General features: G+C 26.7%; 15 protein-coding genes. 7 read left to right on the forward strand and 8 right to left on the reverse strand.

Annotated features, from left to right (window positions below; translation table 11 throughout):
• Window positions 1–7: 7 nt before the first annotated feature.
• The 5 genes from AMRN_RS01960 to ilvA form a co-directional block, all read right to left on the reverse strand.
• A complete protein-coding gene (locus AMRN_RS01960; protein WP_099311971.1) occupies window positions 8–2,266 on the reverse strand; it encodes a methyl-accepting chemotaxis protein in 2,259 nt (752 codons plus the stop codon).
• A gap of 69 nt (window positions 2,267–2,335) precedes the next feature.
• The gene (locus AMRN_RS01965) at window positions 2,336–2,896 is read right to left on the reverse strand and encodes a thiamine phosphate synthase (protein ID WP_099311973.1); all 561 of its coding nucleotides are present in this window, start codon (window positions 2,894–2,896) and stop codon (window positions 2,336–2,338) included.
• 90 nt (window positions 2,897–2,986) lie between these two features.
• Complete coding sequence (locus tag AMRN_RS01970) at window positions 2,987–5,239, reverse strand: methyl-accepting chemotaxis protein (protein ID WP_099311975.1); 2,253 nt, start codon at window positions 5,237–5,239, stop codon at window positions 2,987–2,989.
• A gap of 147 nt (window positions 5,240–5,386) precedes the next feature.
• A complete protein-coding gene (locus tag AMRN_RS01975) occupies window positions 5,387–6,073 on the reverse strand; it encodes a F0F1 ATP synthase subunit A (protein ID WP_099311977.1) in 687 nt (228 codons plus the stop codon).
• A gap of 98 nt (window positions 6,074–6,171) precedes the next feature.
• Complete coding sequence (gene ilvA / locus AMRN_RS01980; RefSeq protein WP_099312005.1) at window positions 6,172–7,377, reverse strand: threonine ammonia-lyase; 1,206 nt, start codon at window positions 7,375–7,377, stop codon at window positions 6,172–6,174.
• A gap of 127 nt (window positions 7,378–7,504) precedes the next feature.
• Here ilvA and trmD point away from each other — a divergent pair, with 127 nt between their 5' ends.
• The 4 genes from trmD to AMRN_RS02000 are packed head-to-tail and all read left to right on the forward strand — an operon-like array spanning window position 7,505 to window position 10,377.
• The gene (gene trmD, locus AMRN_RS01985; protein ID WP_099311979.1) at window positions 7,505–8,182 is read left to right on the forward strand and encodes a tRNA (guanosine(37)-N1)-methyltransferase TrmD; all 678 of its coding nucleotides are present in this window, start codon (window positions 7,505–7,507) and stop codon (window positions 8,180–8,182) included.
• Window positions 8,179–8,535, forward strand: a complete 357-nt coding sequence (gene rplS, locus AMRN_RS01990; protein WP_079578257.1) for a 50S ribosomal protein L19 — start codon at window positions 8,179–8,181, stop codon at window positions 8,533–8,535. Before trmD ends, rplS begins: the two co-directional genes overlap by 4 nt.
• Window positions 8,536–8,566: 31 nt before the next feature.
• The gene (locus AMRN_RS01995) at window positions 8,567–9,091 is read left to right on the forward strand and encodes a phosphorylase family protein (RefSeq protein WP_099311981.1); all 525 of its coding nucleotides are present in this window, start codon (window positions 8,567–8,569) and stop codon (window positions 9,089–9,091) included.
• Window positions 9,073–10,377, forward strand: coding sequence for an SPL family radical SAM protein (locus tag AMRN_RS02000; RefSeq protein ID WP_099311983.1), 1,305 nt, complete (start codon window positions 9,073–9,075; stop codon window positions 10,375–10,377). The genes AMRN_RS01995 and AMRN_RS02000 overlap by 19 nt, the downstream gene beginning before the upstream one ends.
• A 7-nt stretch (window positions 10,378–10,384) precedes the next feature.
• Here AMRN_RS02000 and AMRN_RS02005 read toward each other — a convergent pair whose 3' ends face one another.
• Window positions 10,385–11,017: a LysE family translocator gene (locus tag AMRN_RS02005; RefSeq protein WP_099311985.1), complete on the reverse strand. Its 633-nt coding sequence runs from the start codon at window positions 11,015–11,017 to the stop codon at window positions 10,385–10,387.
• Window positions 11,018–11,242: 225 nt separating this feature from the next.
• Between AMRN_RS02005 and AMRN_RS02010 the strand changes: the two genes are divergently transcribed.
• The gene (locus AMRN_RS02010) at window positions 11,243–11,842 is read left to right on the forward strand and encodes a DedA family protein (RefSeq protein ID WP_079578255.1); all 600 of its coding nucleotides are present in this window, start codon (window positions 11,243–11,245) and stop codon (window positions 11,840–11,842) included.
• On the forward strand, window positions 11,830–12,462 hold the full coding sequence (locus AMRN_RS02015) for an SDR family oxidoreductase (RefSeq protein ID WP_099311987.1): 633 nt from the start codon (window positions 11,830–11,832) through the stop codon (window positions 12,460–12,462). The genes AMRN_RS02010 and AMRN_RS02015 overlap by 13 nt, the downstream gene beginning before the upstream one ends.
• 18 nt (window positions 12,463–12,480) lie before the next feature.
• Here AMRN_RS02015 and AMRN_RS02020 read toward each other — a convergent pair whose 3' ends face one another.
• On the reverse strand, window positions 12,481–12,951 hold the full coding sequence (locus AMRN_RS02020) for a threonine/serine exporter family protein (protein WP_099311989.1): 471 nt from the start codon (window positions 12,949–12,951) through the stop codon (window positions 12,481–12,483).
• 1 nt (window position 12,952) lies between these two features.
• Window positions 12,953–13,732, reverse strand: coding sequence for a threonine/serine exporter family protein (locus tag AMRN_RS02025; RefSeq protein WP_099311990.1), 780 nt, complete (start codon window positions 13,730–13,732; stop codon window positions 12,953–12,955).
• A 96-nt stretch (window positions 13,733–13,828) separates the two neighbouring features.
• Between AMRN_RS02025 and AMRN_RS02030 the strand changes: the two genes are divergently transcribed.
• On the forward strand, window positions 13,829–14,656 hold the full coding sequence (locus AMRN_RS02030) for a hypothetical protein (RefSeq protein WP_099311992.1): 828 nt from the start codon (window positions 13,829–13,831) through the stop codon (window positions 14,654–14,656).
• The last annotated feature ends 3 nt before the right edge of the window (window positions 14,657–14,659 follow it).

The following is a 14,659-nucleotide window of genomic DNA, read 5'->3' on the forward strand; positions in this document are numbered from 1 at the left end:
GATTATCTTACTCTTTGATTTTTGCTTTTTGTGCTTCTTCTACAATTTTGTTTGCTATTTTATTTGTATTTGATGATATGTCATCAGCTTTATTTGCAATATGTGCATTTGATTGAGTTATTTGGTCAAGTGAATTAACAGCATCATTTATTTGTTCAATACCATGTAACTGCTCTTTAGAATTATTTGATACTTCTTCAAATAACTCTTTTGATTTTATGATACTATTTTCAAGAAGTGTATATCCCTCAATCATCTCATTTGCAATTTGTTTACCTTCATTTGCTTTAGTTGTAGCACTTTCAACTATTTGTTTTATTTCATTTGCTGCATCAGCACTTCTATTTGCAAGATTTCTAACCTCTTGTGCAACTACTGCAAAACCTTTTCCAGCTTCACCAGCTGTTGCTGCTTCTACTGCTGCGTTTAAGCTTAAAATATTTGTTTGGAAAGCTATTTGATCTATTATTGTAATAGCTTGAGCAATTGAGTTTGTTTGTTCATTTATATTATCCATTGAAATAGCTGTATTGTTTGCAGATTTTTTTCCTATTTCTACTTGATGAATTAGTTTATTTGATGTTTCATTCATCGTTTTCATAGCTAATTGACTACTTTGCATAGTTGATGTAAGTTCTTCTAAACTAGCAGCTGTTTCTTCTAAACTAGCTGCTTGTTCATTTGAACTGATATTTAATTTTGAAGTAAGCTCTTTTAACTCTTCTGATGAGTGTTTTAAAGTGAATCCATCATTTAAATTTTGTTTTAAAAGTTCATTTATTGATGTTCCTAAAAAGTTACTATTTTCAAAAAGTTTTTTTATATCTGCTTGAACATTATCGATTTTTAATGACTTAGTATAATCATAATTACTGTATGCATTTAGAAGTTTTTGTACACTATTTATATGATTTGTTGTATTATCAAGCATTTTATTAACTACATCTCTTAACTCATTTAACATAGGATTATTTGAGTTTGCATTTATTCTTTTATCTAAGAAACCTTTATTAACTTCACTTGCAACTTCAACAGTATTTGATATAAGCATTTTATCTTTATTGATATTTTTTTCAATCTGTTTAATATTTTCATTTACAAGTTTTGCCATTGATCCTATTTCGTCATTTGTATCTATATTTATAGTATTAGTATTCTCTTTTTCATTATTTAAAAATTTAAAAAACTCGATAAGCCCTGTTTGAAATTTATTAATAGGGTTCTTAATAAGCTTTTTAATAACATATAAAATTAAAGCAGTTATTAGAACTATTGAGAATATACTAATTATAATAAGCGTAGTGATAAATTCTGTACTTTCTTGGAAGAACTCTCTTTTTGTGGCTCTTAGTACTATCTTCCAATCTCTGCTATCATAATTTTTAAATATTAATGTTCTTTGATATTTCTCTCCACTATTTTTATCAACTCTTGCATATGTTAAACTACCTTTTTCTGAAGCAAATAGTTTATCAATATATTTTTTAGCATCAGGGTCATTTAATATATTTTTTTCATAATCATTTCTATTAATAATATATGAACCTTTTGTATTTTTATTTGTACTTACAATAAAAAGATGACCAGTTTTTCCAATAACTTTAGATTTTAGATTATCTTTTAAAGTGTTAAAACTTCTAGTATAGTTATATCCAATATATAAAGCACCAATGATTTTATTATTTTTAATGATTGGACTATATACAGACATATACTCTTGATTGAAAAGATGAACTGCACCAAAGTAATTCTCTTTTTTTAATAATGCATCGTATGCAGGAGAACCTTTTCTTATAGTTGAACCAAGTGGTCTAGTTCCATCAGGCTTTTTCATTGATGTTGAAATACTTATAAATTCATCACCTTTTTTTATAAATATTGAACCAATTGAACCTTGAAGTTTTGTATAGTTATCAACATAATCTTTATTATTATTTAATACAGTATTATTTGATATTAATACATTTGTAATAACATTATTTACACTTATTTGTCTATTTTCATCAACTTCAAAACTATTAAATTGTGATTTAAAAGCTTTGTGCAAATCATCTGCAGTATCTTTAATTAAATCATCATAAATTGTAACTGTTGTATGTATTTCATCAAGTCTTTGTTCTAATTGATTATTTACTTTATTAGTAATAATATCGTGAGTATATGAAGCAGTAAATATGTTCATTCCAATTAATAAAATAGATAATGCACTAGCTAAGAAAACAGTTGTTTTTGTCCCAAGATTTAAGTTCTTTAAGGCTTTAATCATAAAATTATCCTCTAAATATAATTTTATGAAGTTATAGCATTTTGAAGTAAACTTTTAGTAACCTTTTAATTATTTATTTAAAAAATATCTAATTGAAGCAAAAGCATAGGGCTTTGCATTTGTTATTTTTTCAATATGATTTTTATCAACTATACCACCTAATGCAATTATATCAATATCTTCAAATATTTTTATTGCTTCTTTTAGTTTAGGTATACCTTTTGCTTCTCCTTTATTTTCAACTTCAAAAATTGGAGAGTATGTTACACAGTTAGCATGTAGTTTTTGGGCTTTTTCAATATCATTGTAACTGTGACATGAAATAATTGTAAATAAATCATTATCTTTAGCTTTTTTTATATCACAAAACTGTTGTGAAGTTAAATGAACACCTGTTGCATTAAGTTTTTTTGCTAAATCAATATCCTTATTAATAAGGATTGTTTCTATATTAAACTCTTTGCAAACTTCAACAAAAACTTTTGCTAATTCTTCAATATTTGTAGACTCTTTATCTCTAAAGCAAGCCATATCAATTTTATGGTTTTTAAAAGATATAGTTAGATTTTTTCTAAATAGTATTGGATTATTTGAATAATATTTAGGATCAGTTATTAAATAGTATTTCAATTTTTTCTCTTGTTTTTTTTTAATTTTACAATATTTAATATTTAAATATTGTAAAGAGTAAAATAGATTTTATTTTACTCTTTTTTTAGCCTATTTTAATTTAGCTTTTTTTGCTTCTTGGACAATAATTTGTGAGATTTGATTTGTATTATCAGAGATTGTAGTTGCTTTTTTTGCAACATTTGCATTTGTTTGTGTAATTTTATCTAAATCATTTACTGCATGATTGATTTGTTCAAGACCATTTAATTGCTCATTTGAAGTATTTGTTACTTGAGAGATAATTTGTGTAGTTTCTTGAATATTTTCTCTTAATTTTTCATACCCATTAATCATTTGCTTAGTTATTTCTTTACCCTCATTTGCTTTAATAGCAGCATTTTCTACAATATGTTTAATTTGACTTGCAGCTTCTGCACTTCTATTTGCAAGATTTCTAACCTCTTGTGCAACAACTGCAAAACCTTTTCCAGCTTCACCTGCTGTTGCTGCTTCTACTGCTGCGTTTAAACTTAAGATATTTGTTTGAAATGCTATTTGGTCTATGATTGTTATTGCTTCTGCTATTGATTGTGTTTGTTCGTTTATTTCATCCATTGATAAAGCAGTATTTGAAGCATGTTTTTCACCTGTTGCAACTTCATTTGATAAAGTTTGCGAATTAGTTTTCATCTTTTGCATTGATTCTTGAGAGTTTTTCATAGTTGATGTTAACTCTTCTAAACTAGCAGCTGTTTCTTCTAAACTAGATGCTTGTTCATTTGAACTATTGCTTAAACTTGAAATAATATCATTTAATTCATTTGCACTATTTTGTAAATCTTCTCCATTTTTAAGATTTTGTTTAAGCATATTTGTTGCAGATTGACCTAAAATATTACTGTTTTCATAAAGGTCTTTAATATCAGCTTCCACAGCTTTAGTATCTAGGCTTTTTGTATAATCATAATCAGTATAAGAGTTTAATAGATTTTGCACATTTGATATGTGATGATTAATATTATCAAGCATACTATTTACAACATCTTTTAATTCATTTAGCATTTTATTATTTGAAGATTTACTTATCTTTTTATCCAAATACCCTTTACTTACAAAGCTTGCAACTTCTACAGTATTTTCAATTAGTTCATTGTCAACTTTTATATTTTCTTCTATTTTTGCAACATTTTCATTTATAACTTTTGACATCGCACCTATTTCATCACTTGATTTAACTAAAATCTGTTTTGTGTCTTTTTTTATACCATTTAAAAAATCAAAAAAATCAATTAATCCTGTTTGTAAATTATGAAGAGGAGTAACAACTAATCTTTTTATTACATATAAAATTACACCAGCAACAACAATAATAGATAAAATACTTAAGATAGCTAAAATAATTGTAAACTCTTTACTCTCTTGTAAAAAATCATCTTTTGTTGTACCTATTACTACTTTCCAACCTCTATCTTTATAATCTTTAAAAATTATAATTTTTCTTTGAATTTCATTTGTTTTAGGGTTTGTCCAATCATATTCAATTATTCCCTCATCATGATTAAACATATTTTTTATATTGTCATCACTATTATCTTCTAAAATATTTTTACCTTCTTTAGTAGGATGTAATATAAATTTACCTTTAGTTTTCTTTTTAGTACTTACAATATAAAGATATCCATTTTCACCAATTTTTGTATTTTTAAGTCTTTTAGTAAAGTCGTTTAGACTTTTAGTATAGTTATACCCTACATATAATATACCTATAACTTTGCCATTTTTAATAATAGGATTATATACAGCCATATAGTCACTTCCAAAAAGATGAGCTGTACCAAAGTATTTTTTACCACTCATAATCACATCATATGCAGGAGATTTTTCACCTAAAAATGTACCAAGTGTTCTGCTTCCATCAGGTCGTTTAAGTGAAGTCGTAACTCTAACAAAATCATCGCCCATTTTTGCAAATACAGTTGCTGTTGAGCCTTTAAGTTTTGTATAGTAATCAACATATTCAAAGTTATTGTTTAATTTTATACCATTATTTGTAATAAGCGGAGTATCAACTCCATTTACTTTTACTGTTTGTGATGGATCAATTTGAATATTTGTAAACTGGGAATCAAAAGCATCATACAAGCTATCTGCTGTATCTTTTAGTAAATCATCATATACAAGTAGCGTTTCTGTTATTTGATGTAGTCTTTCTTTTAGTTGAGTATTAACTTTATCTGAGATAATATTTTTTGTGTAAGCTGCACTAAATATATTTAGACTTATAAGTAGTATAGATAAAACAAAAGCTAGAATTATAGTTGTTTTTGAAACAATATTTAGATTATTTAATTTTTTTAACATGGCATATTCTCCTAAAAAAGTAAAGAGAAGTTTACCTTAATGTTATTAATAGCTTAATTAATTTAAGTAAAATAAAAAATAATAATAAAAAAAGGGAAGAAAAAGCAAATGCTTTTCTTCCCTTTTGAAGCTTTTGATAAGTAAAGACTAGTGGTCTTCTTCTTCCATCATAATTGAACCTGCGATATACACATAAGTTAAAATCATGAAAATAAACGCTTGTAAGAAACCAAAAGCAGCTAACATAAAGAAACCAGCTAAAGGAACAATCCAAGGTACTAACATTAATAATACCATTAAGAACATATCATCACCTCTAATTGAACCAAAAAGTCTGAAAGACAATGATATGATTCTTGATAAGTGTGAGATAATCTCAATAGGGAACATCAAAGGAGCTAATATAGGCATAGGTCCCATAAAATGTTTAAAATAGTTTACAAAACCATTTTTCTTAATACCTAAGTAGTTATAGTAAACAAAAACAATTAACGCTAAAGATAGTGTAAAGTTAATATTTGCAGTTGCTGATTCAAATCCTGGAATAACACCCATCATATTACTTATAAAAATCACTAAACCTAAAGAACCAATAAGTGGCATATAAATTCTTGCGTTTTTTTCTCCCATTGTATCAGCACCCATTGCAATGATGCCTCCAATGTATGCTTCCATAACATTTTGTGAACCCGTTGGAACTAATTGCATTTTTCTAGTTGCTGCTCTAGCAATTAAGAAAATAATTCCTATTGCTAGAATAAAATGCGATAAAATGATCCATTCTTGACCATGCCCACCAATAGCACCCAAGAATGTAAATAATCTTCCTTCCATTTTCTTCCTTTTCTATTTTTCTTTTGTTGTTTTGCACAATATGTCGTGTATTATATGATTTGTTTTCTAAAATCTATATAAATAACAAAGAACAAATGTTAGATTTGTTTAAATCTGTAACCATTTTCCTTTAATTTATCTTTGATTAGTTTTTGATGATCCTCACCTTTTGTTTCAAGAGCAATTGTCACTAAAGCTTCTCCAAACTCCAACTTTATCGAATCTCTATCATAATCTATTTGAACAATATTAGCAGAGCAATCTTGGAAAATTTGTGATAGATGTGTTAATGCACCTGGCTTGTCCCTTAAAGTAACAACTAGATTTAATTTTCTATAAGATTTAACTAAACCTTTTTCAATAATTTGAGAAAGCATTGTAACATCAATATTTCCACCACTTACAATTGCACATACTTTAGAATCATCCATTTCAATTTTATCATGCATAATTGCAGCTGTTGCAGCTGCACCAGCTCCTTCAACTACAAGTTTATGCTTTTCAAGTAAAAACAAAATTGCATTTGCAATTTCTGTATCACTTACTTCAACAATATGATCAACATAATCAATAATAATATCTAAAAGTTTAGGATTTACATTTTTAACTGCAATTCCATCAGCAATAGTTCTAACAGATGCTGAATCAATTGGCATATGTGATTTATATGACTCTTTCATACCTCTTGCACCACTTGCAACTACACCTATAATTTTTATATCAGGATTGATGCTTTTAGCAGCTATTGCAATACCTGCAATAAGTCCACCTCCACCAATTGGCACAACTATTTGTTTTAAATCTGGTACTTTTTGTAATAGTTCTAAGGCTATTGTTCCTTGTCCTGCTATTACATCATCATCTGCAAATGGATGAATGAATTCACACTGCTTTTCTTCTTTAAATTTCATAGCAGCTGCATAAGCTTCATCGAAATTCTCTCCATGTAAAATTACATTTGCACCAAATGATTTAACACCACTTACTTTTGTCAATGGAGTTGCTTCTGGCATAAATATAGTTGCTTCACAATTAAATTTCATAGCTGCATATGCTAATCCTTGTGCATGGTTTCCAGCACTTGCTGCTACTACACCTTTAGCTCTTTTTTCTTCTTCTAGGTTTGCAATTCTATTATATGCACCTCTTAATTTAAAGCTTCCTGTTAATTGTAAATTCTCTTTTTTTAAATAAATTTCACTATTAAAAATTTCACTTAAAATCGGAGCTTTAGTTATAGGAGTGCATTGTGCTACATTTTCTAGATTTCTTTTTGCTTCATTTATGTGGTCTATTGTAATCATTATTTTTACTTTAATTGAAATTTTTGCAAATAATATCAAAATTTACTTTTTATGTGAATTAAATTTTTGTTTATATTGACTGTAATAAGTTTTATGGTAACATTACAAAAATTTTTAAAGGTTATAATTGAAGTTTACTTATGTAACACTATTTCCAAACTTAATTGAACCATATTTTTATGACTCTATTTTAAAAAGAGCAGTTGAATCAAAACTTTTAAATTATGAATTTTATAATCCTCGAGATTTTACAAAAAATAAACATAATAAAGTTGATAAACAAATGGTTGGAGGAGGAGCAGGGATGCTTATGACTCCCCAACCACTTTTTGATTGTCTTGATGAAATTAAAAGGAAAAATAAAGATGCATACATTATTTTTCCTTTAGCTGCTGCTAAGCCTTTTAGACAAAATGATGCAAAAAGATTGGCAAAGAAAAAAAATATTGTTTTTGTAAGTGGAAGATATGAAGGAATTGATGAAAGAGTTTGTGAAAAGTATGCAAATGAAGTTTTTTCTATAGGAGAATTTGTCTTAACAGGTGGAGAATTGCCATCATTGGTTATGAGTGATGCAATTTCACGAAATTTAGATAATGTGCTTGGAAATGCCCAATCTTTAGACTATGAAAGTTATGAAGATAATCTTTTAGAAGCACCTTCATTTACAAAACCTGAAATTTTCCAAAATTTAAGTGTTATTAAAGAATTTTTAAAGGGAAATCATAGTAAAATTTCCGACTTAAAATTCCAGATGTCAATTTGTAAAACAAAATATTATAGACCCAATAAGGAAAAGAGATGAAAAATAGATATATTGCTAGCTTTGAAGCAGCTCAAGTAGAGTCAAAAGAGATCCCTCAATTTAGAGCAGGAGATAATGTAAGACTTGGTGTTGAAATTAAAGAAGGTGAGAAAAAGAGAGTTCAAACTTACGAAGGTGTTGTAATTGCTAGACATGGTGAAGGTCCATCAGCTACATTTACAGTAAGAAAAATTGGAGCTAACTCTGTTGGTGTTGAAAGAATTTTCCCACTATATTCAGAGTCAATTAAAACTTTTGAAGTAACAAGAAGAGGTAGAGTAAGAAGAGCTAAACTTCACTACTTAAGAGGATTAAAAGGTAAAGCTGCAAGAATTAAAGAGCTTAAAAAGTAATCTAACTAAGGCACGTCCTTAGTTTTACTTTATGAACAGAAAAAAAACTTTAGTTCATAGTGCACTTCTTTGTGAGTGCCAAACCTTAATTAACTACTTTAAACTTAAACAAGATAAATCTTGTAGTGCATTTAAACTTTATTATAACCATCAAATTGTCATTATCGTATCTGGAATAGGAAAAGAAAACACAATAAATGCGCTTGATTTTGTTTTTGAAAGATTTGAAATCAGTAAAGCTATAAATATTGGAATTGCTGGTTGCAAAGATAAGAATATCAAAATTGGAACACTATTTTGTACAAATCAAAAACTTCAAGATATCCCAAATACTACACTAACTACAGTTGATAAACCACTTAATGATATAAATAAACTAAAAACTACTTTAGTTGATATGGAAGCATTTTATTTTGAAGAAGTATCTAATAAATATTGTGAAAAAATATATATATTAAAAGTCGTATCAGATTATCTTGATATAAATATCCCTAAAAAATCATTTATTATAAAAATAATACAAGAAAGTTTTACACAATGGAAAAGTCTATTATGAGTTATGTTGAAAAATTTAATACAAATATAGAGAAAACAAATTATAAAAATTTAGATGAGAAAACAAAAGAGTTTATAAAAAATATTGCTTTAAAGTATCAATTTTCTTTTCAGGAACTAAAGCAGTTAATCGATTTTTCAATTGATTTTAAAATGTGGCACGAAGCTGAAATCTATAAGATTTTTAAAGATGAGTATGCAAATAAAAAACAAGCTTTTAATCACATAAGAAAAATATGGGAAGATTTAAAATCAAAAGCAAACTCATATGAAAAGTTTTCAAAAGATTTATATAAAGACGATATTAGAAAATTTAGTTTTACAAAATTTGAAAGTAATAAAGCAGCTCTTGGTTCTTGTCCTGTTGCAAGTGCTAATACAAGATGTTGCAATCTTTTAACATTAGATGCAGTTCAATCGTGTGGTTTTGACTGTTCTTATTGTTCTATTCAATCATTTTATAATCAAGATAAAATAGGTTTTGATAAAAACTTTAAAGAGAATTTAGCAAACTTAAAACTTGATCCAAATGAAACATATCATATTGGAACTGGTCAGAGTTCTGATTCACTTATGTGGGGAAATAAAGAGGGTATTTTGGATGCACTTTTTGATTTTGCAAGAAAAAATCCAAATGTTATACTTGAATTTAAAACTAAATCAAACAATATAAAATACTTTTTAGAAAATGATGTTCCAGCAAATATAATTTGTACATGGTCTTTAAATACTCCTACAATAATAGAGAATGAAGAGCATTTAGCAGCAAGTTTAGAAAAAAGAATAAATGCAGCAAAAAAAGTAAGCCAAAAAGGTGTATTAGTTGGTTTTCATTTTCATCCAATAGTTCATTATGATAATTATTTAAAAGAGTATGAGGAAGTTTACAAAACACTTATTGAAACTTTTGATTCTAAAAAAGTTGCACTTGTATCTTTTGGTACTTTAACTTTCATAAAACCAGTTGTAAATAAAATAAGAAGTAGAAACTTCAAATCAAAAATACTTCAAATGCCAATGAGTGAGGCAAATGGAAAACAGTCTTATCCCTTAAAGATTAAAAAAGAGATGTTCAAACATGCATATGATAGCTTTAAACCTTGGCATAAAGATGTATACTTTTATCTTTGTATGGAAGATGAGACTCTTTGGAAAGATGTTTTTGGATATGAATACTCAAGCAATAATCAAATGGAAGATTTTATGAAGATGAGTTATATGAATAAAATCAAACAAAACTCACCTTCTCATAATTTTTCTTTTTCAAGTGGTAGTCTAAACTTTTAGACTATCTTTAAATATTAGATGAAGCTACTTTTATTCCTAATGCTATAAGTATAACACCTATTGCTTTTTCTATTTTAGTTTTGTAAGATTTAAATCTATTTAAAATTACAGGATGACTTAAAAATAAAGATACTAAACTAAACCATATAAAATGAGCTATACTAATTATAATTCCATAAATAAGTTGAACTAAAATAGGTGTATGTACATCAACAAATTGAGTAAATATACTAAGAAAAAATATAGTTGTTTTTGGATTTAATACATTTGTAAAAAAGCCAATTTTAAATGATTTGAAATTTGATATCTCTTTTTTTGTACCTTCAATATTTAAATCTAATTTTGAGTTTGACTTTAAATTTTTATATCCAATATAAATAAGATATGCAGCAGCAAGATATTTTATTATAGAAAATAAAATTATTGAATTTGAAATAATAATCGCAAGTCCTGCAATACAATATAACAAGTGAATCCAAATAGCTGCACTAATTCCTAATGCAGAATAAAGACCAGATTTTTTTCCATGTAATAAAGTATTTCTTGTTACCATAACAAAATCAACACCAGGACTAATAGCCATAAATATTGCAATTGTAGAAACTGCAATAATTTGTGGCAAATAGTTTAAAACTTCCATATTTTTCCTTTTATCTATTAATACTTTATTTAGTCTTGAGTTTTAAAAATTTGGATGAGCTAAAATAATAAGTGTTTTTTATGAGCCAATCTTATTTTAATTTTATATTTTAGAAAATAATTACTTAAAGTAATATCACTTTACTTTGGATTAGTATTTAAAGTTTAAATCATTCATTAACATATTTTTAGGTAGTATTTCAAAAATCAAAAAAAAGAGAGTGTTTTGTTAGAACCTATTGTAAATTATGTTGTTGAAACTGTGGGCTCATTGGGATATTTGGGGATATTTATTATGATGTTTTTAGAAAGTTCATTTTTTCCTTTTCCAAGTGAAGTTGTGATGATTCCTGCTGGATATTTAGTGTATAAAGGTGAAATGAATATCTTTATAGCTATTTTTGCAGGAATTGCTGGAAGTTTAGCAGGGGCCTTATTTAACTACTTTTTAGCAGTAAAATATGGAAGAGCATTTTTGATTAGATATGGGAAGTACTTTTTTATAAGCGAACAAACTATTCAAAAAGTCGAAGATTTTTTTAAAGAACATGGACACATATCAACTTTTAGTGGAAGATTAATTCCAGCAATTAGACAATATATCTCTTTTCCAGCAGGTTTAGCAAAAATGAACCTATTAACATTTAGTTTTTATACAACTTTAGGTGCAGGTATTTGGGTTATAATACTTGTATATTTGGGCTATTTTATTGGTGGTAATGAAGCTTTAATTAAAGAGTATTTACACTATATAATAGTATCAATTTTAGTTTTATTAGCTATTTTGATTTATTTTTATATAAAGAAAAGAAAATGCAAGCAATAGTTACAGGTTATAGCTCAGGTATTGGAAAAGCAATAAGTGAAATACTTGAAGAAAACTCTTACAAAGTCATAAAATTAAAAAGTAGATTAGATGATACAAAAGCTTTGGAAAAAGAAGTAAGAGAAATAGTAAAAAAAGATGATTTAAATGTACTTATAAATTGTGCAGGACTTGGGGTTTTTAAACCCCATGAAGAGATAAGTATTGATAAAATTCAAGAGTTAATAGGTGTAAATTTAACAGCACCTATTATACTTAGTAATTTATGTCTTAGAAGTCTAAAGAAAACAAAAGGACATATTATAAATATCTCTTCAATTGAAGCTTTAAGACACTCTAAATTTTCAGCTTTATACACAGCAACAAAAGCAGGACTTAGAAACTTTTCACTTGCACTTTTTGAAGAACTTAGGCGTGCTGATGTAAAAGTAACAAATATAAATCCTGATTTAACAAAAACAAATTTTTTTGATGAGTTTAATTTTGAACCAAGTGATAATAAAAATGCTTATCTTAATCCAAATGATATTGCAAAAGCAGTTTTAGAAGTATTGCAATTTTCAGGAGTTATTTCTGAATTAACACTAAGACCTCAAAGACTTGAAATAAAGAAAAAATAAAATCATAAAAAAGATGATTTAAATAATTGGTCTATTGTATCTTATAAAATAAAGTGATGGTAAAGCAAGTCCAAAACTAATAGCTCCTAAAATTGATATAGCTTTTAATCCATCTTCAATAAATAAAGCAATATGTTCAGGTGTCACCCCATGAGAATTCATCTCAACTAATGTAATAATTGTATTAAAAGCGTATGTTCCAGGTATCAATGGAATAATAGCAGCAACTGTATAAATAGGTCTTGGTACTATATATTTTCTTGACCAATAAACAGCAAGAGTACCAAATAAAAGTGTTGCTAGGAATGTAGATATTTCTATATATATACCAAAATCTAAAAAAATAGTTCTTAAAGTATATACAATTGCTCCACCTAAAGCACAAAATTTTAAAGCAAATTTAGGAACATTAAAAACCATTGCAAAGCCAACTGCTGGTATTGCTGCAAATACTGCATCTAAAATATATTTGATTATAATATTTTCCATTTTACCAACCTTTTATATCTAAAATAGCCATAGCAAAGATAATTCCCATGCTTGTTGCAAGTGTAAGAAGTGTTGCTTGCATCCATCGTCCCCAACCCATACTCAAATATCCTTTTACAGCATCTAAAAATGAATTAATAAAAGGAAATCCAGGAACCAATAATAAAACACTTGCTGATAGAGCAATACTTACAGTTGAGCTTACATAACTTGATAAACTAGCTATTAATGTTGCAAAAAATGCTGTTGTTGCAAAAGAAATAATTAAAATAAATTTTCTTTTCGCAAGTTCTTGTCTTATAAACATAGCAATACCCGAAGCAAAAAAAGTTACAATAAATGCTCCCAAATCTGCACCTCTTAAATATGCAAAGGAAGCACATGAAAGTCCAATCATAACTATTACAAGCCATCTATTATAGTAGTTTGTTTGTATTTGTTTTAATAACAGGATAGTTCTTTTTGCATCTGTTTTATTTTTTTCTAAATCAATACATAATTTTTGAACATCATAAACAATAGACATATTTATAGGTTTATGATGAGCTTGTCTTGTAGTTGTTACTGATTGATTGTTTTTTGTTAATGTAGTTAATACAATAGCTGAGGGAATAAGTGATATTTCAACAGATTTTACACCAAAAGCTTTTCCCATTCTTTTTGTTGTTTGTTCTATAAGTTTACTTTCTGCCCCATACTCAAGCATTAAAACAGCTGCTCTTATTATTGCTTGAGTTATTTTTGTTTGATATTCATAAGTTAATTCATTTGTATTGTTCATTTTTGTATTTTAGCATTTTTAACAAAAAAGAAAGAAATAAAAATGTTTAAATTAGATACAATTTTGATATAATTTGAAAAAATTAAAGTAATAAATATGAATTATCTTTTAAGAAATTGGAATAAAATATTATTAGTTATATTTACACTAATTGCTTTGGCAGTTGCACTTAGTTTAAGTATTGATGAAAGTGCAAAAAAGTTAGTAGATGAATCTTTTAAGCAAGCAATTATTGTATTTGGTAGTGCTAAAGCTTTAAATGCAGTAATTTCATTGGCACAAGGAACAGAGCTTAATCTTCCTTTTGTCGTAGTTGCTATTGGAGAAGTACTTGACCCAATAAATGATTTAGTAGAACAATTCTCTCTTGTAATGCTTGCTAGTTTAGTCTCTCTTGGCATTCAAAAAATACTTTTAGGATTTGTAACAAATGAAGTATATAACTATATTTTACTTATTGTTATACTTATATTTAATATTTGGCTATTTAAAAGATTTAATAAAGATGAAAAATTAAGAGATATATTTTTTAAAGTAGTTTTTGTTTTATTGTTTTTAAGATTTGCAATTCCTAGTATTAGCTATATAAATGATATATCTTATAACTATTTTGTAAAACCAAAATATAATATTGAAATACTAAATGAAAATATTGTAAAAGTTAAAGATGAAGTTAGTAAAGTAAATCAAAATACTATAAAACATAAACAAGAAAACTCTTTTTTTGATAAAATTAAAGAAAAATTTGATTCAAGTTATTATGAAAAAAAAGTAGATGAATATCAAAATGCAGCAGATAAATCAAGTGAGTATATAATCGATTTAATAATTGTATTTATTTTTCAAACTATATTTTTGCCAATTATTTTTTTGATTATTCTGTATTGGTTTATAAAATCTATTTTTAGTATAAAAAAGGCATAAAAT

The organism is Malaciobacter marinus (genome assembly GCF_003544855.1).
Taxonomy (GTDB): Bacteria; Campylobacterota; Campylobacteria; order Campylobacterales; family Arcobacteraceae; genus Malaciobacter; species Malaciobacter marinus.

What these genes read in the sequence shown, in the direction of transcription:
- AMRN_RS01960 (WP_099311971.1), bottom strand. Translation starts at nt 2,266, where the DNA reads ATGATTAAAGCCTTAAAGAACTTAAATCTTGGGACAAAAACAACTGTT.
- AMRN_RS01970 (WP_099311975.1), bottom strand. Translation starts at nt 5,239, where the DNA reads ATGTTAAAAAAATTAAATAATCTAAATATTGTTTCAAAAACAACTATA.
- AMRN_RS01975 (WP_099311977.1), bottom strand. Translation starts at nt 6,073, where the DNA reads ATGGAAGGAAGATTATTTACATTCTTGGGTGCTATTGGTGGGCATGGT.
- ilvA (WP_099312005.1), bottom strand. Translation starts at nt 7,377, where the DNA reads ATGATTACAATAGACCACATAAATGAAGCAAAAAGAAATCTAGAAAAT.
- rplS (WP_079578257.1), top strand. Translation starts at nt 8,179, where the DNA reads ATGAAAAATAGATATATTGCTAGCTTTGAAGCAGCTCAAGTAGAGTCA.
- AMRN_RS01995 (WP_099311981.1), top strand. Translation starts at nt 8,567, where the DNA reads ATGAACAGAAAAAAAACTTTAGTTCATAGTGCACTTCTTTGTGAGTGC.
- AMRN_RS02000 (WP_099311983.1), top strand. Translation starts at nt 9,073, where the DNA reads ATGGAAAAGTCTATTATGAGTTATGTTGAAAAATTTAATACAAATATA.
- AMRN_RS02005 (WP_099311985.1), bottom strand. Translation starts at nt 11,017, where the DNA reads ATGGAAGTTTTAAACTATTTGCCACAAATTATTGCAGTTTCTACAATT.
- AMRN_RS02015 (WP_099311987.1), top strand. Translation starts at nt 11,830, where the DNA reads ATGCAAGCAATAGTTACAGGTTATAGCTCAGGTATTGGAAAAGCAATA.
- AMRN_RS02020 (WP_099311989.1), bottom strand. Translation starts at nt 12,951, where the DNA reads ATGGAAAATATTATAATCAAATATATTTTAGATGCAGTATTTGCAGCA.
- AMRN_RS02025 (WP_099311990.1), bottom strand. Translation starts at nt 13,732, where the DNA reads ATGAACAATACAAATGAATTAACTTATGAATATCAAACAAAAATAACT.
- AMRN_RS02030 (WP_099311992.1), top strand. Translation starts at nt 13,829, where the DNA reads ATGAATTATCTTTTAAGAAATTGGAATAAAATATTATTAGTTATATTT.